Consider the following 22722-nt stretch of genomic DNA (forward strand, 5'->3'; position numbering starts at 1 on the left):
ATGAAATACGATGTAGCTATTGTTGGTGGAGGACCAGCAGGTTTACAAGCAGCAATTACACTAGCAAAAAGAAAGGTTTCTGTAGTTGTTATAGAAGAAAATAATATGCTAGGAGGTAAACTTTTAGGACAGTTACATGAAGAGAATAACGGTAATTGGTGGATTGGTAGAGACATTGCTGAAAGGCTAATCAACGAAGCAAAAAGTTATAACAATATTACTTTCATTCTTGGCACACAAGTATGGAATATTGATGCAAATTATAAGCTTTATCTTTCAAAAGTGGATGGGTTAGACATCCTACCAATCGTGGAAGCTGATTATTTACTGTTAGCTACTGGAGCTATTGAAAAAGGGCTTCCTATCAAAGGTTGGACATTACCTAAAGTGATTACTGCTGGAGGAGCCCAAGTTCTTACAAATCAATATTTCGTTAAGCCAGGAAATAGAGTAGCAATTATAGGTGCAGATATTCTTTCAATTTCAATCGCTAGAGCTATGAAATTAGCTGGAGTAGATGTTGTAGGTATTTATTTACCTCCTAAAAACATGTTCTCTAAATCAATCTCTAATCCAAATATAGTCATGCAGATTTTTAGCTCAGTAGGCAATCATGCTCCAAATTCATTTATAAAAATGGGCACAAATGTAATAAAAAGTGATGTAGGGCGAAAGTTAGCACATAAATTTTATCCACCTAAAGGTATTAAAATGTGGGGGATCCCGATATTTCTCAATAAATGCATCAGTGAAATTCATGGCGCTCAAGAAGTAGAGGCCGTGAAAGTACAAAATGTAACATTTGAAGGTGAACTTACAAGTAAAGCAAGAACGTTAAATGTAGACGCAGTATGTATTTCAGCGGGACTAACACCTCAAACGGAATTATCGGTTGTCTTGAAATGTGAATTTGCAGATATTGATGGATTAAGTGGCAAAGTACCTATTCATAATGAGAGATTGGAAACAACCGTTAAGAACGTATTTGTTGCAGGAAATATTACAGGAATTGAAGGTGCTAAAGTTTGCATGGCTCAGGGTCATGTTGCAGGACTAAGTATTTTAAATAAGATGGATAAATTACTAAATTCGAATGAGCTTAAAGCATCTTTAGAACAACTAAAGAAAGTAAGAGAAACTTCTCCAATCCAATTTCATGCTAATATTTTTAATGGAAGAGAAAAAATGCAATTACATTGGGATAAATATGATCAAACAAAGAGAGTGAGTGAGAAATATGACAGCAACATATTTTATTGAAGTGCCAAAAAAATTAAAGATTAATGAAATTGATATGATGATGGAACTTGAAAAAGATGCTTTCCCAGGAGTAGGTGCCGTTGATGAACAGTGTCTAGTACCTCTAACTCGATATGGAAAAATGGTTTGGTTTAAAGAAGAAGGTGATGATCGTCCTATCGCAGTTGGAGAATTAATGCGTAATTTTGATAATCCAGATGAAGCATACGTATTTGGTTATTATGTTCGTTCGGATCAACAAGGCAAAGGTATCGGAAAGAAATTCTTAGTAGAGCTTCTTGATTATATACAAGCACAAGGCTTTAAATATGTAACATTGACTGTCAACACAGAGAATGTAGCAGCGATAAAACTTTATGAAGCGTTCGGCTTTGAAATCATTGAAACACGCGAAAATGAATTTGGTAAAGATGAACATCGTTATTGCATGAAAAAGAAGTTTTAAGCTATTGGGTGGGGTGAATTGAATGAACAAGATAAAAAGTTCGGCCATAGAAGCACTTGATAATTTAAAAAATGGGAACACATTATTAGTTGGTGGCTTTGGTTTAATTGGAGCACCTCTAACGTTAATAGATGCTTTAAAAGAGAAAGAAGTAAGAGACTTGACTGTTGTCAGTAATAATTTAGGCGAGTCTGGTAAAGGATTAGGTCTTATTCTAAATCAAAATAAGATTAAGAAAGTCATTGGTTCTTACTTCACAAGTAATAGAGATGTTGGTGAAAAGTATCAGAAGGGTGAGTTAGCTATTCAACTTTTACCTCAAGGTACAATGGCTGAGGCATTAAGAGCTGGTGGTGCAGGTATTGGTGGTTTCTATACTAAAACAGCTGTTGGAACAAAATTAGCAGAAGGTAAAGAACAACGAGTCTTAGATGATGAAACGTATATCTTTGAACAATCTATTAAGGGCGATGTTGCATTTATTCGTGCTCACAAGGCAGATGAATTAGGGAATCTAACATACTATAAAACGGCTCGGAATTTTAATCCTCTAATGGCGACAGCTGCTAAATATGTAATTGCAGAAGTGGATGAAATTGTGCCTGTAGGTTCTCTAAATGCTGAAGAAATCGTTACCCCTCATCTATTCGTTGATTCAATTGTAGTTGCTAAAAAAATATTGACGAAAGAAGGGGTGAAGACTCTGTGAAGGAACAACATCTCATTGCTAGTCGTGTAGCTCAAGAAATAGTTGGGCCTGCGGTTGTAAATTTGGGAATCGGCATTCCTACATTAGTATCAGAATATGTTAAAGATGATACGATTATTTTTCATACAGAAAACGGACTATTAGGTGTTACAGATATAGACCCTGACAATATTGACCCCAACCTAGTCAACGCAGGTAAGTTACCTATTGGTGAAAAAAAAGGCTCTTCATTTTTTAATAGTGCCGATTCTTTTGCGATGATTCGTGGTGGGCATATCGACGTTGCCATATTAGGCGCATTGCAAGTTGATCAAACAGGATTAATCGCTAATTGGGCTGTACCCGGCAAGACTATTTTAGGTGTTGGAGGCGCAATGGATTTGTTATCAGGAGCAAAACAAATTATTGTCGCAATGACCCACTGTTCTAAGGAAGGTAAAAGTAAGCTTGTAAAAGAATGTGCATATCCAATAACTTCAACAAGGTCCGTTGATATTATTGTTACAAATTTAGCGGTATTTCATGTGAAAGATCATGAACTATATTTAGTCGATTTAATGCCGGGCGTGACACTAGAAACTGTAAAACAACACACCGAAGCAATGTATAAAGTTGCACTTACGCAAAATCAAGTATAAACATATCAATCAAATACAATTAGGTCGTACTTTGTAATATTTATAGTTGTTAGGAGGCGAGTATGTGAATGAAGCTAATACAGTGCTTGTAACTGGATATGCCAAAGCACCTCAAGGGACTTCAATGTATGAAATCTACAAGTATGCAGGGATTGTCCTAGAAATAGATAGTGAGAGACATGTAATAGTAGAAGCGGAATTTACAGTAGTTACAGATCTTACACAATCTTTCTTCAGAAGACTTTTAATAGGATATTGCTTAGCGGGAGGGTTAGATGACTTAATTGAGAAAATAAGGAGAAGTTATTTTGCCCCTAGCCAGCAAGCAATAATTGTTGCTTTACAAGCAGCTGTACAACGTTATTGGGACAATGTTAAGGAATGAAATTTGATAGTTATAAAAGAAAAGAAGTTTCCTTTAACCGATCAAGCGTAGAAAAATATAGGTATTTTTATGTAACTATATATACAATACGTTAGTTCGGTTTTTATTTTTATACTACATTTTCAATAGTAGCAAGGAGGATATATATGGTAGTTATAGTGAATGCATTTCGAACACCGATAGGTAAACTTGGAGGATCTTTAGCACAAACTTTGCCTGAAGATTTAGTTGCCCATGTTATGCAAAATAATCTATCTTCTGCTGGTTACGGGGAAGAAATTTTAGATGAAATTATTGTAGGACAAACGAAACAAAGTACACATGCTCCGAATATCGCAAGAGTCGCAGCATTAAAAGCGAAATTCCCCGACACACTATCTGCATATACTGTACATCGTCAATGTGGTTCGGGGATGCAAGCTGTATTTAATGCTACAATGGCAATTATGGCTAAACAAGCTGATGTAATACTCGCTGGTGGTGTAGAAAGCATGTCTCAAGCACCTTTCTACTTCATCCCAGACCGAACTAAAACATTAAACGGAAATCTTACTATTTATGACTCTAATATTGAAAGTCAAGCAAAATCTCAGCCAGAATCGATTTACGGTACCTTTTCGATGGGAGAAACAGCAGAATGGTTGGCGGAAAATTTCGGTATTTCAAGAGAGGAACAAGATTATTTTGCTTATGAGAGTCAGAAAAAAGCAAAAGCAGCTATTGATAAAGGTGATTTTGAAAGTGAAATTGTCTCAATAGAAGTCAAAATAGGAAAAAAGAAAACCATTCATTTTGCTGTAGATGAACATCCACGTCTATCAGATATTGATGTTTTAGCTAAATTGCAACCTGCATTTAAAAAAGACGGTAGCGTAACAGCGGGTAATGCCTCTGGACGTAACGATGGGGCTTCAATGTTGTTACTCATGGATGATGAAAAAGCAAATTTACTTGGATGTAAACCACTTGCTAAAATTGTATCATTTGCGTCAGTGGGCATTTCCCCAAAAGAAATGGGGCTTGGCCCTGTTCCAGCTATTGAACAGGCTTTAGAAAAGGCTGGATTAAAAATCCGTGATATAGATTTATTTGAAATTAATGAAGCTTTTGCTGCTCAAACATTAGCTTGCGCAAAACAATTATCTCTTCCATTATCTAAACTTAATGTAAACGGTGGAGCTATTGCATTAGGACATCCTTTAGGTATGTCTGGTGCTAGAATCTTAACAACATTAGTTCACGCTCTAGAAAAGCGCAAGTTACGTTATGGCGTAGCTGCTATATGTATAGCAGGTGGACAAGGATTGGCAATGGTTGTAGAAAGGTGCATTGAGTAAAAAAATAATAAGAAAATCTCGTTTGTTAGAGAATGAATTCTATAAATATACTTTCCGTAAATTTTGTCATATATATTGGAGGAGAGTTAGGCTATGGTGAGAAGAATAGGTATTGGTATGTTTTATCACGAATCACATAGTTTTGTTCCTTATAAAACTGGAATTCCGCAATTTGAAAACTATGGGTATTTTGAAGGTAGAGAGCTAGTTCAAGAATTTCGCAACACAAAAACAGAGTTAGGTGGATTCATTGATGTTTTAGAACGATATAATGATATTGAAATAGTACCATTGCTTTGCGCAGCAGCTATCCCTTCAGGTATTGTTACGGCAAGCGCTTACTCTCAAATTGAAAATCAAATGCTCACAATACTTCAGCAAGAAAAGGCATTGGACGGACTATTATTAGCTCTACATGGTGCTATGGTAGTAGAGGGATTACAAGATCCGGAAGAGCAATACATGAATAAAATCAGAAATATTGTTGGAAATATTCCTATGGTTATTACCCTTGATATGCATGCTAACATCAAAGAAAGCTACTTAGATTTAGCTAATGCAGTAATTGGTTATAAAACATACCCACATATTGATATGTATGAAACTGGTGAAATTGCAGCTAACGCTCTAATTAAATTACTTTCTGGGCAGCAATTTAAAGTTAACATGAAAAAACTCTCCTTAATGCCTCCCTCTATTAATATGAGAACATCCGAAGGACCAATGCATAAATTGATTGAAACATCGAAAATATTAGAATCGGAAGAAGGCATTTTCAATATAACTATATTAGGAGGATTTCCCTATGCTGATGTAGCACACGTGGGAGCAGGTATTATTGTGACGGGAACAGAAGAAGGAATCATAAAGCAAGCACTTGAAAATCTGACAAACTTATATATGGACGTTAAAGAAGAGTTCTTAGTAACTCTACCAACAACAAAAGAAGCGATTTCACAGGCCTTTCAACTTTTAGGAGATAAGCCAGTGGCGCTAGTTGATGTCTCAGACAACCCATTAAGTTGTGGTAGCGCTGATACAACAGAACTAATGAGAGAAGTTTTAGCGCTAAACATTAAAGATTGTTTGATAGGTGGGATTTACGATGTAGAAAGTATCGAAAAATGTAAGGAAGCGGGAATAGGATCTAAAGTCCAGTTACAATTAGGGGGTAAGGTTAATCCTCAATACGGACTTCCTATTGACGTAATAGCAGATGTTATTGCTATTTCAGATGGTGTGTTTAATAATTCTGGTCCTTATCAGAAAAACTATCGTATGGACTTAAAGAATGCCGTGTATATTAAATGTGAGGATGTTGAAGTCTTATTAATAGGTACTCCAATGTCTGCTAATGACCCAGAGATGTTCCGCCATATAGGAATCGAGCCTAAAGATAAAAAACTACTTGTACTGAAAGCGAAAAATCATTTTAGAGCAGCATTCGAACCAATAGTGGGAGATATTATTTATGTGGATGCACTAGGAGCAGCCTCAAATTATTTGAGAAACTTCCCATATAAAAATGTACCTACTTCTATCTGGCCACTTAATAAGCAAGACTACTAATACAAAATATATTAGTCACATCCATGGGAATGTGGCTTTTATTTTGTAATTCAAACGTAAAAATAGTACCAACTACTAATATTTAATGATAGAATTAGGTAATAATATTTATGGAGGTTTTTTTGATGCTAGATATTCAACAAATACAAGAAGTTATTAGACATCGTTATCCTTTTCTGTTAGTAGATAGAGTATTGGAATTAGAAGAAGGGAAGAGAGCGGTAGCCATTAAAAATGTAACGATCAATGAAGAATTTTTTAATGGACATTTTCCTAATTATCCAGTGATGCCAGGTGTGTTAATTGTTGAAGCGTTAGCTCAAGTAAGTGCAATTATTATGCTCACAAAAGAAGGAAATCAAGGGAAACTTGGATTATTGGCAGGTATTGATAATTGTCGCTTTAAAAAACAAGTTAAACCTGGTGATCAACTGCGTCTTGAAGTGGAAATTACACGCTTAAAGGGTGTCATTGGTAAGGGACGTGGAATAGCAACGGTTGATGGAGAAATAGCTTGTGAGACAGAACTTATTTTTGCATTTGGAAGTTAAGTCCATCCGATTTAACTTCTTTCAGCAAGTGTTTTTTGTACCGAAAGCGTAGCGACATGTACAGATGTCTCCCACCTCTATAGGTAGAGAGCTGAATGCATTTTAAGTCACTCTTTTCAGCGGGTATCCAAACATCCGCTGAAATAGAGGAACTCAGTCTAAGAACGCCACGTACTGTGGCAATTTATCTGTGTGAAAGCGCAGCAACAGCAACACACGACTGAGTGACCAACATCTTGCCACTGCCGCTACGCTTTCGCGCAATAAAAATCTGTCGCTGCCGCTACGTTAGCACTGCGCTTTCGCACAAAAAACATTTGCAGGCCTAAGCACAAAGCGGACTCAGAATGTTGCTTTAAAATAAAGTTTGATCAAATTGATATTAATAAACCTGATAAATAAACAAAAAAAAAGCGTAATTTGAAAAAAGTTTGATCAAAACACGCTTTTAATAATTTCAATTGAATCATTTAGTTATAAAAAAGTTAAATCATTTTTGTGACCCTTATTCATTTAAAGTGCCCTTTAATTGAATAAAGCACTAGCCAGAACTTATTTTATATTTTTACTTGAATCATAACTAACTCTTCGGATTCTGTTTTGGAGTTTTTTTGATAGGGAGGACGGCTATATTCCCTGAAAGTAATAATCCCATTACCACAAATACTGTTGCTGTAATATCAAACATAGTAATAGATTCATTTAAAAAAATAGTACCTAATAAGTATCCAAAAATCGGAGTCATAAATAACCAATTGTTAGCCCTTACCGTATCCTGTTTCAACAGGTAAAACCAAAGCAACATTGTGCCGATTGAAATAATGAACACCAACCAAAATAACGAACCAAGTAAATAATAATCCAATTTTAAAAAAAAATTTTCTTTTTCGAGAATATAAGCTATAGGGATTAAAACAACTCCACCAATAGACACTTGCCAAGTGTTAATGACAATACCTGGAAGGTTTAAATTGACTTTTTTAAAATAAACACTTCCAATCGCCATTGATACCATTCCTATTCCCAAAATAATCAATCCATTTACACTAGCCTCACTGGTTGTGATAGATGGCCATATACCAATTAATAATCCAAATGCTGCTATGACCATTCCTATCCATTCTTGTAAATAAATTTTTCGTTTTAACCATATAGTGGACAGGAAAGCAACCACAAAAGGATTTGTTGTAACAAATAAATTAAATAAGCCTGCCGATACATAATTCAATGCCCAAAAGGTTGCACCCAGATAAATTGTTGTATTCAATAACCCTAAAACAATTAATGAGCCCCATTCCTGTGACCGTGGCCAAGGATATTTTTTATTTAACAAATAAACATAAAGAAATAGCAAACCTCCAGCGATCAGAAAGCGAGTGGTAGCCAATACCAAAGGGGTGGTAGAGTTTAAGCCAAACTTTGTAGCTATCGCTGCAGATGACCATAAGAGTGTAAAAATTAAACCTAAAACTGTTTCCATCTTTTTGCTCCTTTTAAGTTAAGTGACTTCTCAAAAAAAAACCGTGATTACAGAAAGAATCACAGGTATCAAGAAGTAACTTGGCCTTTAACCAAGTCCATATTAAAATTTTACAAACATCAGATAACAGTTTTTTTACCGAAATTCGGAATTTTTTTATCCAAATTTCATTATTTGCTTGGTATAAAAGATTTTCGAGGTTTTTTTTCCAAAATACTATGTTTTTTTTCGAAATTGGCTTGGTGTTATTTCCTCATATTTTTGGAATAACCGTGTTAAGGAAGATTGATGTTCAAAACCTACTTGAATTGCGATGTGTAAAATGGGTAAATCTGTATTAATCAGCAATTCTTTTGCTTTATTCAAACGAACTTCCTGTATGTATGCTGATGGAGATTTCCCAGTTTCTTTTAGAAACCAATCCGAATAATATGAAGGATTGTAATGTTCAAGTGAAGCCAGTTTATTTACCGTAATATTCTCATTGTAATGTTCATGGATATACCTAATAGATTTAGGTTGTTGTTCTTGGAGTAAATAATGTGAAATATAGGGATATAGGTCTTTAAGAGCAGAGCCATGTAAAGATTGTTTATCGATTTCATTCAGGATTAGATAGCGAATCCCTTTCCATTGATTATCTAATTTAAAGGAAATTCCTTTATTATATAACTTTCTCCTAGTTAGCATGAAATGAGGAATATCTACAACCAAAAACTCATTACGTACAACTGAATGAAAAGTATGATTACACTCGGGAGGAATAAAAAATAATGTTTGGTGATCTATTCGAAGATCCTGTGCCCCTGCATTAATATAAAGCTCTCCTTGGAGAGGCAAAATTAACTGAGCATAATTATGGGAATGAGTGTTTTGGTTAGATGTATAGGTTCTTCGTTCTGCTACAATTTCTTTAATCTTTTCCATTTTCGATTCCTCCTACCTTGCTTTAGGGTTAGTAAGTCTTGTTCTATTAAAATGCACTTTAACAACTAATTGTCATTCAAAAGTTTTTAATCGATCTTTTATTTCAAATGTTCTTATCTTTGCCACTTAAAAAAACCTTTAGATAACCATATCCAAAGGGGTAAAACGGGGCAACTTTCTTTCAATTCTACACTTCAGATGTTCTTTTCTTTTGGACATAAAAACATCCCTTTAAATCAATCATATATAAAGGGGTAAAACGAGGCAACTTTTTTATAAACAGTTATCTTTATTCAAAACGGTACATTTTTTTATGAACGGTACGACTTTATTTCAACTCCACACCGGACGCAATTATGCCGAGGCATAATTGATTAGTACTGCAAAAATTCATTGCAGTCTTGTTCTTTGTGTAAAGGGTTTTTAAAGTATTTGTTGAATAATATAATAAATGGATGACTTCGAAATGGAGGCGGTTTCATGAACTATCCCTTAGCTCTATATTTAGCAACTTGTGTCATGCAATTTATCATCCTCATAAATGTCACAATATTCAACAGTCAATGGAATGGGATTATGATGTGGCTATGTACAGGAATATTTATTTTCTCAACGGCAGTTTTCATTGCAAGCAGATCAAATAAAAGAAGTTCTAATGAATAAAAATCCTAAATAAAATAAGACGAAAGAGTTGATAATCACAAAATCAACTCTATTTTTTTTGCGTAAATAACTAAGGTGTCATGCCATTTCTATATTGGAGCTTAATTCAAGTTGTTGCATAATATACATAAAAACCCAAAAATAAAAAATTTAAGTGGAATATTTGAATGTATACTTAAATTACAATAACGAGAGCTAATCATTAAGGGGGAATTTTATATGTCGGAAAGCACACCATTTATAAAAGATGTTCCTGATGGAAATGTGAAATTTTCTATTATAATACCTGCTCATAACGAAGAAAATTATATTGGTGGGTGTCTAGAGTCAATTGCAAAGTCTGCACAACCTTATAAAGATCAAGTAGAAGTTATCGTTGTGCTAAATCGTTGTACGGATAAAACGAAAGAAATTGCACAGTCCTACAATTGTGTGACATTGGAAAATAGCGATAAAAATTTATCCAAAATTAGAAATGCTGGAGCTGCGTTAGCAAAAGGCGATATTTTGATTACAATTGATGCTGATACTCGAATGACAGAACACATGCTATCAGAGGTTGAAAAGCATTTAGCTTCCAATCAATTCATTGGAGGAGGCGTGAACGGTAATTTTGAAAGAATGTCCTTAGGTATAGTAGTATCTACCATGCTACTTATTGTTCCCTTACTGTTCAAGTATGGTTTTATCTCTGTAGGGATCTTTTGGTGCTACAAAAAGGACTTTCAGGCGATAAAAGGTTTTAATGAGAATATGCTAATGGCAGAAGATGCTGATTTTGCTAAGCGTTTAAAACAATGGGGCAAGAAGAACGGTAAAAAATATGGAACGATTAAAAATGGAATGATTACTTCGTGCAGACGATTTGACCATTATGGAGACTGGCTGTTACTAAAACGACCAGATATGATTTTAGCTTATTTAAAGGGCACAAATGAAAAGGCTGCTAATGAAGCCTATTATGATGATCAAGCAAGGTAATGAAACCACCTTAATGGCGTATATTTCAGCAGAATAATTCATTAGACCACTTCGTTGTAAAACGAGTGGTTTTTTTATGTGTAATTCTTTAGATTTTCTTAAATAATAAGACTTTGCATGACAGTAAGATTAACGGAATGATATGATGTTGGGTGATTAGTAGAACCTCTGGGAATATTGTTAAATCAAGGTTTTACAACAGATAAAGCTATTTGAATAAAAGGTGGTTATGAGCATGGATATAAATATTCTTGTAGTTGATGACGAAAAGGAGATTGCGGATTTAATTGAGCTTTATTTAAAAAATGAAAATTTTAATGTTTATAAATTTTATGATGCTCAGGAAGCGTTAGAGTGTATACACTCTAACAAATTGGATCTTGCTATTCTTGATGTAATGATGCCTGAAATCGATGGCTTTGAAATTTGCCGAAGAATTCGCGAACAATATCATTTTCCGGTGATTATGTTAACAGCGAAGGAAGAAGAAATAGATAAAATAACGGGGCTTACACTTGGAGCTGATGACTATATAACTAAGCCATTTCGTCCATTGGAGGTTATTGCAAGGGTTAAGGCTCAGATTCGCAGATTTACAAAGTACAATCATCAGGAGACATTACAAAATGATCCGAGTATTGATTTTTCGGGTTTGATTTTAGAGCAAAATACTCGGAAATGTATGTTAAATGAAAAACACCTGTCTCTGACTCCTACAGAGTTCTCCATATTGTGGTTTTTATGTGTAAATCGAGGGCGTGTCGTTTCATCAGAAGAATTATTTCAAGAAGTATGGGGAGAGAAATATTATAGCAGTAACAATACGGTTATGGTTCACATTAGGCATTTACGAGAAAAGATGAATGATTCCGCAGAGAACCCTAAATTCATAAAAACTGTCTGGGGAGTGGGGTATACCATTGAAAAATGACTTTGGAAAACTAAAAAGAACAATCATGCTTCAAATTTTGTTGATTTTAGTAATAGCATTGTTGGTCGGCTATTTCATAAGCAATGTGTTTATTGATGGTGTCTTACAAGCCCCTTTCGCTGATTGGTTTATTCGATTTTGTGAAAACGTACTACAGCTTGACTATTATTCGGCACAGAGAGCCTATGGAATATTATTTCAACAAAATAAGTCCCTTTGGTTAGCGATAGGTTTAATTATTTTGCTATTAGTAATTTTTTATTTTGCGCTTTCTCGGTTTACGAAGTATTTTAACCAAATTTCCATAGGTGTTAATATGCTTTCAGAGGAATCAGATCAGGAAATAAGTCTTCCTTCTGAGCTAGATTTTATGGAGAAAAAACTAAATGATGTTAAAAATAAATTAGAAAAACGGGCAAGGGATGCACAGGAGGCTGAGCAGCGCAAAAATGATTTAGTTGTTTACTTAGCACATGATATTAAAACACCGCTGACATCTATGATTGGTTACTTGAGTCTGTTGGATGAGGCAAAGGACATGCCTGTTGACCAAAAAGAAAAGTATGTGAAGATTTCATTAGAAAAATCATATAGGCTAGAACAGTTGATTAATGAATTTTTTGAAATCACTAGATTTAACTTACAGTCCATTATTTTAGATAAAGAATCCATTAATTTGAATTATATGTTAATGCAATTGGCAGATGAATTTTATCCCTTATTGGCCCCAAAAGGGCAGCAGGCCATTGTGAATATTGAGGGAGAAATGAAGGTTTTTGCGGATGCCGATAAATTAGCAAGGGTATTTAACAATATTTTGAAAAATGCCATAGCATATAGCGATGATAACAGTATAATTCATATTAGCGCACATCATCAAAATGACCAGACCTTTATTTCATTTACAAATAGGGGAAAAACAATACCACCTCAAAAATTAAAGATGATTTTTGAAAAATTCTATCGTTTAGATTCTGCTAGATCGACTCAATCAGGTGGGGCTTGGTCTTGCAATTGCCAATGAAATAGTCCATGCTCATGGAGGAACGATATCAGCTTCAAGTGATGATGAAAAAACAGTTTTCACTGTTATGCTTCCAACACTTTCTTAAGAAACCTTAAGAATTCTATAATAGATTATTAAAAAAAGGCTCCTTTTTTTATGTTTCAATAGAGGCATAGAGAGAAGGAGTTGTTTTTATGTTGAAAAGAAAAGGATTTTATAGCCTAATATTACTGATTATTATTTTTCTGGTGGTCATGTTTGTAAAAGATTATCAAGATTCAAAGCTAGAAATAGTTGATTATCCTCAGCTAGAAATGCCAAAGAAAAGTGAAATAAATCTTGATGTGAATTTACATAGCTCAAATGCTATATTAGTGAACTTAGACACAAATAAGATTTTATTGGACAAAGATAGTGACGAAATCATTTATCCTGCTTCTTTGACGAAGATCATGACGGTTCTAGTTGCAATTGAAAATATCCCGAATTTACAGGAAAAGATTTTACTTCCTAAAAGTATATTTAAGAATTTATATGAAGAAAATGCTTCTATGGCAGGCTTTCTTCCTAATGAGGAGGTAACAGCAGAGGATTTACTTTATGGTTCAATGCTACCTTCAGGTGCGGATGCTTCTATTGGTTTAGCCGATTACATAACTGGGTCGGAGAGTAAATTTGTAAAGTTAATGAACGAAAAAGCTAAACAGCTAGGGATGAAAAACACACATTTTATGAATGCAACAGGACTCCATCATCCTGATCATTATACGAGTGTGAAAGATATTTCGATACTTTTACAATATGCTTTAACCAATAACACCTTTAGGGATATCTATACGGCGGAAAGATATTCAATAAAGTCAACGAATCTTCATCCAGAGGGAATGACGGTGACGAGTCGAATGTTTAAAAATTTGAATGCTAATGAAAAGACGAGAGGAGAAATAATTGGCGGCAAAACTGGCTACACAGAGCAAGCAGGCTTATGTTTAGCAAGTCTAGCGACAATTAATGGCGAGGAGTATATTCTAGTAACAGTAGGTGCTAAGGGTGACTCACGAACAGAGCAGTTCAATATTACAGATGCAATAGCTGTCTATCGACAACTAAACTAATTAAGTCTTTATAAATGTAAATCAAATTACAATAAAATTTTGTCGATAATAACATACAACCTTTCTGTTCCTTCATATACTTGTATTGTCTGAAAGATTTAAAGGTGACTATGTTTTGACTATAAACAAGCTTTCTATTCATAATACGGTCATTAAATCAGGTAAACTAGTATGAGAGGATGAGGGGTTTGAAGCATCCCGGCACAAATGTTTTTGAAAATAAAGAGGAACTATTCATACCTGAAAAAGCTTTAGATAAAGATTTTTGCGATCGATTAGTGAGAAAAATTCATAAAAATATACTGAATGAAAAAATAGCAAACGATGTTTATATGTCATATTTCGTGATTTTTGATCAACAATATCAATTGAAAGAAATTCGATATTTACTAGATGTGTTAAAATTACAAGCAAATGAAATTATTAGATCTAAGCCAGTTTTTATTACATTGTGTGGTGTAATCTTATCATTGATTACAATAATTGCCTCTGCCATCAATATTAAACTGGTGATTGGGATTTCACTTGTCCAAATCGTCGCTCTAGCAGTTTTGAGTTTTAATGTAGCTGTATTGTTTATTTCTTATAAAATAGAAAAAGAATATAAAAAAATATACGAAGTCATTAAATTAATTGACTATTATTTAAGTTTTTATAAATAGCTAATTTCAAATATCAATTCCTAGGAGTGTGAAAAATGTGCAAAGTATTATAGATCAATTATACTTTTGGATAAATAAGGTACCAGAAGAGTTTCGTCAAATGTCTGAAGTAGAGATTTCACAACGACCAACACCTCAAAAGTGGTCAAAAAAAGAAGTTTTAGGCCATTTATGTGACTCCGCTATTAATAATCTGGAAAGGTTCATAAAAATACAATACGATCAGCAACCCTTTGTATTAACTCCATATGACCAAGTTCATTGGGTGGAAATTCAAGGGTATCAAGAGTTACCTTTTGATGAAGTAATGAATCTATGGGAGAGCTTAAATAAAAAAATCATACATGTTATTAAAAATATCCCCAATGAAAAACTTGTTCTTCAATGTGACATTGGAAATAATCAACTAATGACTCTACAGTGGCTTATCCAAGACTACCTTGAACATATGGAACATCATTTGAACAAACAGATTTTAAAAAAGAATGAGCAGTTTTTGAATAGTAAGTAACATGAATCGCAAATCAATTGGCGACAAAATGTATCTAACAATCCCTGAAAGGACAACCTCTAACTTCAATCTGTTTTAGTTTCAAACAATACTCTGCAACAAAAAATCAAAAAAGAGCATTTTTTTTAACATTCCTCAAATAATAAGGTACTAAATATTTTATTTGAGGAAGTGAAGGTTTGAAAAAATTTCTATTTTTATTGCCCATTTGCCTTTTAACTGTCTCCTTTTTTTATATAAAAGTCGGCGCGGAAAAATATGAAAATAAAGGAAGAAAGTATTATGAAGAAGCAGGACAAATTGTCTGGGAGATCAATACGGATGAAAAAATTGTTGCCCTTACTTTCGATGATGGACCACATCGAAAGTACACATCTCAGATTTTAGATTTATTAGTCAAATATAATGCGAAAGCAACTTTTTTTATTGTTGGTCAAAATGCGCAAAAAAATCCCGAGGTAATATCAAGAATGTATAAGGAAGGCCATGAACTAGCCAACCATACATTTACGCATCCTCTAAGGACGAATGTCACGAATTTACTTAAGGAGATCAATCAAACGAATGACGTCATTCAGAACATTTCAGGATTTAAGCCTACTTTATTCCGACCTGTTGAAGGACAGTATTCAGATGCAATGATTGAAGCGATTGCTAAAGAAGGATATAAAGTTGTTATGTGGTCATGGCATTTAGATACATTAGATTGGAAAAGTCCAGGTACGAATAGAATTGTTGACACTGTGTTAAACGGTGTCAAAGAAGGAAATATCGTTCTTTTTCATGATGGAGGCGGAAATCGCCATCAAACTGTGCAAGCAATGGAAAAAATATTACCTGAACTTGAAAGGCAAGGATATCGATTTGTCACAGTTTCTGAATTACTCGACGTGCAAAGTAAAAAAGGCAAAAACAATAAAAATCCGTAATGTATGAACTATAACTAAATGTGTCATTTATTTAAAATTCTATTTGTTGTTACCATAACGTGGGGTTGATTTCCGTTCCAGCCGGGCGCTTTCCTGAGGGCGTCCGATGAACCACTTGGGCCGGCAGATGTTTTTTGTGCGAAAGCGAAGCGACAGCAACAGATGTTTTTTGTGCGAAAGCGAAGCGACAGCAACAGATGTTTTTTGTGCGAAAGCGAAGCGACAGCAACAGATGTTTTTTGTGTGAAAGCGCAGCAATAGCAACAGTGCGATGTTGGTCACGGAGGCATTATCACAGGACGTGATGCTCTTAGCCTCCGTTCCTCTGCCAGCTCGCTCCAAGGTCTCATTTGTGACGCTTAATCCCCAAGAAGTCGCCCAGCCTCCACTCCAATCAACTTATGCACGGCATAGCAAATGTCATCTTCAGCTTTTGATAATGAGGAAAAAAATACTTTTTTCAGTTTTACTAATTTAGCTCTACTTTTGGTGCACAAAATTTAATGAATTATTTTTCATTTAGAAAATCAGACTAAAATGTGATTAGTCTGATTTTTTTATTTCTATAAATGACGTTTCCATTTAACTTACATAATAATCTGCCACATTCACTTTATTTAATTTTACAGAACTTACTTCTTAAACGACTTAAAATGCTAGAACAAAAAAAGGTATAATTACCTTAATAAATAGGGGGGATTGGCAATGTGTAACGTTGAAATAGTTGAAATTAATAATGAGCTTTTAGAGGGAATTGGGAGTTATTGTCTTAGAAGTAAGAAGAGATCAAGTGGATATTTAAATAAGAACAAATGGCTGAACAATAGATTTGAAGAAGGCTTGAAATATGTGCAAGTAATCGACAATAAAAAACAAGTAGGGTTTATTGAATATACAGAAGCAGAATATTCTTCGAGAGTGGTTCATGCTGATGGTTATTTAGTGATTCATTGTTTATGGGTAAGTGAAGTTGGGAAAGGTTACGGTACTCGATTAATCAATAAATGTATAGAAGATGCCAAAAAGCAAGCCAAAAAAGGTGTCGTTGTTATTTCTAATTCAAAAACGTCTTGGGCGCCAAGTAAAGAGATTTTTTTGAAAAACGATTTTCAACTTATTGACACTGCACCATATGATTTTGAATTACTTGTCTACCAATTGTGCAACGAAGCAGAACATCCATATTTTCCGAATGATTGGGAGGACAGATTAAAAAAATTTAACAACTTAACGATTTTACGTTCGTTCCAATGTCCATATGTTGATATTGCAACAGAAAATATTATAGCTGGTGCAAATAAATTGAATATACCAGTTGAGCTTATTGATTTTAAAGATAGAGAAGAGTTGATGGAACTATCACCAACCCCGTACGGTATTTTTTCTGTCATTTATAAGGGGCAGCTTCTTACTTTTCATAGACTAACAGTACATTCTGTTATAAAAAAATTAAGAGAATTTACTTAAAAACAGCTCAGCGCAAACCTAAATATACCTTAGTAAATTTATAAGGGTAAATATGTGGTAATTAATGCTTATAAAAACATAGATTGAAGTTACAAAAGGTACATAATATAGAGTGAACTCAATATCTATCTTCGAACTATGATTTTTAAGATAGTATGATTGTAAGTTCAAAAATCCAACCTTTTACATTAGGACAAAAAGAAGGGGGGGAAACCTTTGGTAACAATTCGCCAAAAACTAGTATCAGTTTCGCAAGCAATCAAAATGACAAATGGTAAAAATAATGCGAAAAAGTATATTGTCGTTCATGAAACCGATAATACGAACACTGGAGCTGATGCTGACGCCCATGCTCGGCTACAGATAAATGGCAATAGTAGGGAAGCTAGCTGGCATTGGCAAGTAGATGATAAGGAAGCTGTACAATCATTTGAACATTTTTGGGAATGCTGGGGAACAGGAACCTACGTTGGTAATAGTCAAGGAATTCAAGTGGAAATTTGCGTGAATAGTGATGGGGATTATTTAAAAGCTGTGGAAAATGCGGCGAGACTTATCGCAAAAATTATAAAAGATGAAAATATAGCCATTCAGAATATTGTTCAACACAATTATTTTAGTGGAAAAAATTGCCCTCGTAATATTCGAGCTGGAAAAGTACCATGGTCACAATTTATTGACATGGTAAAAAACGCTGGGGATATTCAAAATCCTCCAGTAGAAACACAAAAATATCGAATTTTCACGGGAACGTATAGTACCCTTAAAGCAGCAGAAAGCGCAGCACAGGTGATGAAAACAACGTTCGGCTGGCTTGTTTACATTGAGCAAGACGGTCCAAATTATCGAATTAAAACAGGAACTTTTACAGGGATTACTACAGCGAAAAATGCAGAAATTAAAATAAAAAATGCTAAATTGGCGCAAGTTACGTATATTAAAGATGCCTAAGCAAAAAAATAATTTCTAATATTCTATGAGGATTTTAGTTGACTGCTTCGAGGAAACGGGTAAAATAGAAAAGCAGTACCATTATATACCTACAACTTAGCAGATAACAGAGGTGCCTTAGAAAGTGCTTCTCAGGCACCTTACTTTGACAAAATCTAAAGCGATAACACCTACATAGAGTAAAGTGCTTAACAATATAGCGATTAAGAAATGCTGGATTTTATGAAGATTGTTGTGGACAAGATTTGTCGTGAAATTTTGACAGTCTTTTCTTTTCGTCTTCTCTATAACCTGTTAAGATGGTAATAGTGTGACAACAAGTTAGTGTATATGAGAGTGGTGACAATCAAGATGGATGAACAGAAAAAAGATAGTATAGAACAGCAGCCAGAACAAACACCCCCTGCTGAAGTAAAACCAGCAGGACAATTCATACAAATGAAACCGTTTAAATTTATCATGCTGATGTTCTTTACAATCCTTATTACTGCAGGCTTAACGATATTTGCCTTAACATTCGGAGAAAAGAAAGTAGTTGAAGTGAAAGTACCGACTGGACGTGCGGAATTTTCAAAATTATACGAAGCCTATGATTTGCTTAAAAACAACTATTACAAAGATATCGACGATTCAAAAGTTGTCGATGGCGCTATTAACGGCATGTTCGACGCTTTAGGTGATCCGTATTCTGATTTTATGGTGAAAGAAGAAGCAGATCAATTTAAGTCTGGATTGTCTTCTAGTTTCCAAGGAATTGGTGCGGAAATTCAAGAGCGTAACGGTTCTATTACAGTTGTGTCACCTATTAAAAATTCACCTGCTGAAAAGGCGGGGCTATTACCGAAAGATATTATCTTAACTGTTGATGGAAAAAGCATTCATGGGTTAAGTGCATCTGAAGCGGTAGCTCTTATTCGCGGTGAAAAAGGAACACCTGTAAAATTAACTGTGAAACGAGAAGGAAACGCTGAGCCTCTTAATATGACGATTGTCCGTGATGAAATTCCGGTTGAAACGGTTTACGGTGAAATGCTTGCAGGGGATATTGCCCATATTCAAATAACGTCATTTAGTGAAAATACAGCAAAAGAATTTGAGAAGATTCTTGCAGATTACGAAGGTAAAAACTTGAAAGGCATCGTAGTAGATGTACGTCAAAATCCAGGTGGCTACCTAGATGCTGCAATAGAAATTTCGAATTTATTTGTTCCAGAAGGTAAACCGATTGTCCAGGTGCAACAAAAAAATGAAGAGCCGAAAATTACAAATGCTATTGCTGGTAAAAAATATAATGTTCCAGTGACAGTGCTAGTCGATAGCGGCAGTGCTTCTGCTTCTGAAATATTAGCTGGTGCATTAAAAGAATCTGTCAGTGCTAAAATTGTTGGAGAAACATCGTTTGGTAAAGGTACAGTGCAAAATGTCACACCATTAAAAGATGGCTCTAACCTTAAATTCACAACAGGTAAATGGTTAACACCAAATGGTAACTGGATTCATGAAAAAGGGATTGTTCCAGATGTTAAAGTGTCATACCCACCTTATGCATCATTACCATACTTAGATCCATCTATGGAGATGAAAAAGGGCGTGCAGTCTAACTCAGTAAAAGCGGCACAAGAGATGTTAGAAGTTCTAGGATATGAGCCAGGTAAAGCAAACGGTATTTTTGATCAATATACAGAACGTGCAGTGAAAAAACTGCAAGCTGCAAGTGGTCTTGAAGAAACTGGTGTTTTAACTGGCGATACAACGTATGCTTTAATGGAAGCATTACGTGCTAAAATAAAAGCAGAAGATCCTCAATTGTTAAAAGCAAAAGAACTGCTTACGGGTACACCAGCAAAAACTGAGTAAACTACAAACTAACAAAGTAGCTGTCGCAGCAGGCGTCTTTAATGGCCTTTTGCGACAGCTTTTTTTATGGAGGGAATAATTATGAAGGACGTATACTTATTTAGTGGATTTTTAGGTAGCGGAAAAACATCTATGCTAACAGATGTTATTCGACAACTTAAGGAAAAAAAATTAAAGCCTGCTGTCATTATGAATGAGCTTGGAAAGCTACCATTTGACTCACAGGCTGTGGAAAAGGATATCCCGCTAAAGGAAATGCTAGAGGGTTGTATTTGCTGTTCTGGCGCCGAAAAAACAGAGGCGCAAATTCAATCTCTTCTATTAGATAGTGACTTTGACGTCCTAATTATTGAAACAACCGGTGCTGCACATCCGGTTGAAGCATTAGATGCTGTTTATTCACCGTTATTTGCGGAACAGTTAAATGTCAAAGGGATTGTCACGGTTGCTGACTCAAAGCTGTGGCTAAATCGAGAAACATTAACTCCGCAAGTGCGCTCCTTATTTATGGAACAAATCCGTCACGCACATTTATTACTGGCTAACAAAACGGATTTAATAACAGAGGCAGAGCAAGCACAGGTTGTTTATGAGCTACAAGGCTTTAATCCTCATGCCTTTATTTTGCAAACTACAAATGGGCGAGTGCCGTTACGTTTGTTAGAAGATTTAAAGGCAACAGCTCAGGTGGATAAACAAGATGTTGTGAAAGCCCCTATTGCATCAATGCATCTAGGCTCACGATTAGTTGAATTTAAGGACGTTGACTTTACACAGGAGCAATTTGAGGATTGGGTACGTACATTACCTGAAACTGTGTATCGAATGAAAGGCTATGTGCCAATTGAAGGGGTAAAAAATCCTATGCTGTTTCAATATGCGTATGGCATGGTCCAATGGCTTCCAGAGTACGTAAAAATGCCCGCAAAACTCGTTATCATTGGTGAAGATGTAAGTAGCTTAAACGTTATAGGTCTTGATTAAATTGCTTGGCTTCTCTATATAGACATCGTAAATCTGCTGATTCCTACTAGTAAGACACGAAAGTTCTGTTTCGGTTGTCTTGCTTTAAGTAGAAATCGTGCAGATTTTTTTGTGCATTTGTAAAATAAAGGAATCTTGTTTCGGTATTTTAGACTTTATTTCGTGTGTCGCTCTATTTAAATATTGAAAATATTTAATAGTTTTTTAGGGATGTCAACCCTATTTAAAACGTAAGTATTTCATAGGCTGGCGAAACTTGCTAAAAATCATTGATAAAAACCCTCTATTTGATGCGAATCCATTTCTATTATGGTGTTGTTAGCAGATGCTGGTAAGAAATTTATTAAAATCGTACTTTACCATTGGTTGCAGAGAAGGAGGAATTGCAAAAATGAAAAAAACACTAACTGCAATTTGTGCAACATTTCTATTAGCAGCTCCAATTCAAATGGCTTCCGCTGCAGCAAATACTACAGAGGGGAATACAACATCAGACTGTAATAAAGTTTCTTATCATAAATGGTCAAACCAATGGTCAAATCATAAGTGGCATGTAAGTGTACCACAAACACAAGCACCATCAAAAGAAGTACAAGTACCAGAAAATAATCAAACACCAAACAACAATACACAAGCAACAAATAACAATACACAAACAACTCAAAAAGATAATACAGCAACTGCACCATCACAGTCTACACCATCAACAACTACTTCAGATGTGAATGCTTTTGAACAAGAGGTAGTAAAATTAACGAATGCTGAACGTACAAAAGCTGGTTTAGCACCATTTAAAACTGATGATCAACTGATGGCAGCTGCTCGTGAAAAATCACAAGATATGCAATCTAAAAACTATTTTTCACATACAAGCCCAACATTCGGGTCACCATTTGATCGTATGAAAGCTTTAGGTATTACGTATAAGAGTGCAGGTGAAAATATTGCACAAGGTCAACGTACACCTCAAGAAGTAGTACAAGCTTGGATGGATTCACCAGGTCACCGTGCGAATATTTTAAATGAGAAATTTACGCATATTGGTGTTGGCTATGTGAAGTCAGGTAACTACTGGACACAACAATTTATCCAAAAATAATAGTATAAATTGAATAGCTACATTGAATAAAAGGATGTCCACTAAGTCGTAAAGCTTAGTGGACATCCTTTTTAAATTTTCTAATGCTAATTTGAAAGGATATATAATGTCGTATAAAGTGACAAATCTTTTGACTGAAAAACAAATGAGTGCATTTCAAGGGATATCTGAATACATTAGAAATGTAGACAAAAATGGCTTCACAATGCGATTTAGCACTTAGTCGAATGAGCATAAGTTTGAGAAACTTTACTGTAGCGGTGAA

22 protein-coding genes and 1 pseudogene are annotated in these 22722 nt (G+C 34.8%); 21 read left to right on the forward strand and 2 right to left on the reverse strand.

Going from position 1 to position 22722, the window contains the following annotated elements; translation table 11 throughout:
* The 8 genes from ABH968_RS07055 to fabZ all read left to right on the forward strand — a co-directional run bounded on the left by ABH968_RS07055 (position 1) and on the right by fabZ (position 6894).
* Positions 1-1260: an NAD(P)/FAD-dependent oxidoreductase gene (locus ABH968_RS07055; RefSeq protein WP_370043301.1), complete on the forward strand. Its 1260-nt coding sequence runs from the start codon at positions 1-3 to the stop codon at positions 1258-1260.
* A complete protein-coding gene (locus ABH968_RS07060) occupies positions 1238-1705 on the forward strand; it encodes a GNAT family N-acetyltransferase (RefSeq protein WP_370043302.1) in 468 nt (155 codons plus the stop codon). The genes ABH968_RS07055 and ABH968_RS07060 overlap by 23 nt, the downstream gene beginning before the upstream one ends.
* Positions 1706-1727: 22 nt before the next feature.
* Positions 1728-2414, forward strand: a complete 687-nt coding sequence (locus ABH968_RS07065) for a CoA transferase subunit A (protein WP_370043303.1) — start codon at positions 1728-1730, stop codon at positions 2412-2414.
* Entirely contained in the window at positions 2411-3052 is a 642-nt protein-coding gene (locus ABH968_RS07070) for a 3-oxoacid CoA-transferase subunit B (RefSeq protein ID WP_370043304.1), read from the forward strand. The genes ABH968_RS07065 and ABH968_RS07070 overlap by 4 nt, the downstream gene beginning before the upstream one ends.
* Before the next feature lie 64 nt (positions 3053-3116).
* On the forward strand, positions 3117-3437 hold the full coding sequence (locus tag ABH968_RS07075; RefSeq protein ID WP_370043305.1) for a DUF3870 domain-containing protein: 321 nt from the start codon (positions 3117-3119) through the stop codon (positions 3435-3437).
* A 146-nt stretch (positions 3438-3583) separates the two neighbouring features.
* A complete protein-coding gene (locus ABH968_RS07080; RefSeq protein WP_370043306.1) occupies positions 3584-4774 on the forward strand; it encodes a thiolase family protein in 1191 nt (396 codons plus the stop codon).
* 93 nt (positions 4775-4867) lie between these two features.
* Positions 4868-6343: a M81 family metallopeptidase gene (locus ABH968_RS07085; protein WP_370043307.1), complete on the forward strand. Its 1476-nt coding sequence runs from the start codon at positions 4868-4870 to the stop codon at positions 6341-6343.
* Between the two features lie 125 nt (positions 6344-6468).
* A complete protein-coding gene (gene fabZ / locus ABH968_RS07090; protein WP_370043308.1) occupies positions 6469-6894 on the forward strand; it encodes a 3-hydroxyacyl-ACP dehydratase FabZ in 426 nt (141 codons plus the stop codon).
* Positions 6895-7474: 580 nt separating this feature from the next.
* On the opposite strand, the gene ABH968_RS07095 is transcribed toward fabZ, so the two are convergent.
* Both ABH968_RS07095 and ABH968_RS07100 read right to left on the reverse strand, forming a co-directional pair.
* Positions 7475-8374 carry a DMT family transporter gene (locus tag ABH968_RS07095; protein ID WP_370043309.1) on the reverse strand — a complete coding sequence of 300 codons (900 nt, stop codon included), beginning with the start codon at positions 8372-8374 and terminating at the stop codon, positions 7475-7477.
* Positions 8375-8590: 216 nt separating this feature from the next.
* Positions 8591-9301, reverse strand: a complete 711-nt coding sequence (locus ABH968_RS07100; protein ID WP_370043310.1) for a helix-turn-helix transcriptional regulator — start codon at positions 9299-9301, stop codon at positions 8591-8593.
* 480 nt (positions 9302-9781) lie between these two features.
* Between ABH968_RS07100 and ABH968_RS07105 the strand changes: the two genes are divergently transcribed.
* The 13 genes and pseudogenes from ABH968_RS07105 (at position 9782) to ABH968_RS07165 (ending at position 22457) form a co-directional block, all read left to right on the forward strand.
* On the forward strand, positions 9782-9964 hold the full coding sequence (locus ABH968_RS07105; protein ID WP_370043311.1) for a hypothetical protein: 183 nt from the start codon (positions 9782-9784) through the stop codon (positions 9962-9964).
* A gap of 219 nt (positions 9965-10183) precedes the next feature.
* Complete coding sequence (locus ABH968_RS07110) at positions 10184-10945, forward strand: glycosyltransferase (protein WP_370043312.1); 762 nt, start codon at positions 10184-10186, stop codon at positions 10943-10945.
* 235 nt (positions 10946-11180) lie between these two features.
* Positions 11181-11876 (forward strand): VanR-ABDEGLN family response regulator transcription factor, encoded by a 696-nt coding sequence (gene vanR / locus ABH968_RS07115; RefSeq protein WP_370043313.1) that lies wholly within the window; start codon positions 11181-11183, stop codon positions 11874-11876.
* A 25-nt stretch (positions 11877-11901) separates the two neighbouring features.
* A pseudogene (locus ABH968_RS07120) lies at positions 11902-12988 on the forward strand (sensor histidine kinase).
* Positions 12989-13076: 88 nt separating this feature from the next.
* Positions 13077-13997 (forward strand): D-alanyl-D-alanine carboxypeptidase family protein, encoded by a 921-nt coding sequence (locus ABH968_RS07125; RefSeq protein ID WP_370043314.1) that lies wholly within the window; start codon positions 13077-13079, stop codon positions 13995-13997.
* Between the two features lie 188 nt (positions 13998-14185).
* The gene (locus ABH968_RS07130) at positions 14186-14659 is read left to right on the forward strand and encodes a hydroxymyristoyl-ACP dehydratase (RefSeq protein WP_370043315.1); all 474 of its coding nucleotides are present in this window, start codon (positions 14186-14188) and stop codon (positions 14657-14659) included.
* A 37-nt stretch (positions 14660-14696) separates the two neighbouring features.
* On the forward strand, positions 14697-15170 hold the full coding sequence (locus tag ABH968_RS07135) for a DinB family protein (RefSeq protein WP_370043316.1): 474 nt from the start codon (positions 14697-14699) through the stop codon (positions 15168-15170).
* Between the two features lie 179 nt (positions 15171-15349).
* The gene (locus ABH968_RS07140) at positions 15350-16099 is read left to right on the forward strand and encodes a polysaccharide deacetylase family protein (RefSeq protein WP_370043317.1); all 750 of its coding nucleotides are present in this window, start codon (positions 15350-15352) and stop codon (positions 16097-16099) included.
* A gap of 705 nt (positions 16100-16804) precedes the next feature.
* Positions 16805-17566, forward strand: a complete 762-nt coding sequence (locus ABH968_RS07145) for a GNAT family N-acetyltransferase (protein ID WP_370043318.1) — start codon at positions 16805-16807, stop codon at positions 17564-17566.
* Positions 17567-17782: 216 nt separating this feature from the next.
* The gene (locus ABH968_RS07150; protein ID WP_370043319.1) at positions 17783-18517 is read left to right on the forward strand and encodes a peptidoglycan recognition protein family protein; all 735 of its coding nucleotides are present in this window, start codon (positions 17783-17785) and stop codon (positions 18515-18517) included.
* A gap of 351 nt (positions 18518-18868) precedes the next feature.
* Positions 18869-20374: a lmo1851 family serine protease gene (locus tag ABH968_RS07155; protein WP_370043320.1), complete on the forward strand. Its 1506-nt coding sequence runs from the start codon at positions 18869-18871 to the stop codon at positions 20372-20374.
* An 81-nt stretch (positions 20375-20455) separates the two neighbouring features.
* Positions 20456-21358, forward strand: a complete 903-nt coding sequence (locus tag ABH968_RS07160) for a CobW family GTP-binding protein (RefSeq protein ID WP_370043321.1) — start codon at positions 20456-20458, stop codon at positions 21356-21358.
* A 391-nt stretch (positions 21359-21749) separates the two neighbouring features.
* Positions 21750-22457, forward strand: coding sequence for a CAP domain-containing protein (locus ABH968_RS07165; protein WP_370043322.1), 708 nt, complete (start codon positions 21750-21752; stop codon positions 22455-22457).
* The last annotated feature ends 265 nt before the right edge of the window (positions 22458-22722 follow it).

The sequence above is a fragment of the Lysinibacillus sp. RC79 genome (assembly GCF_041262405.1).
GTDB lineage: Bacteria > Bacillota > Bacilli > Bacillales_A > Planococcaceae > Lysinibacillus.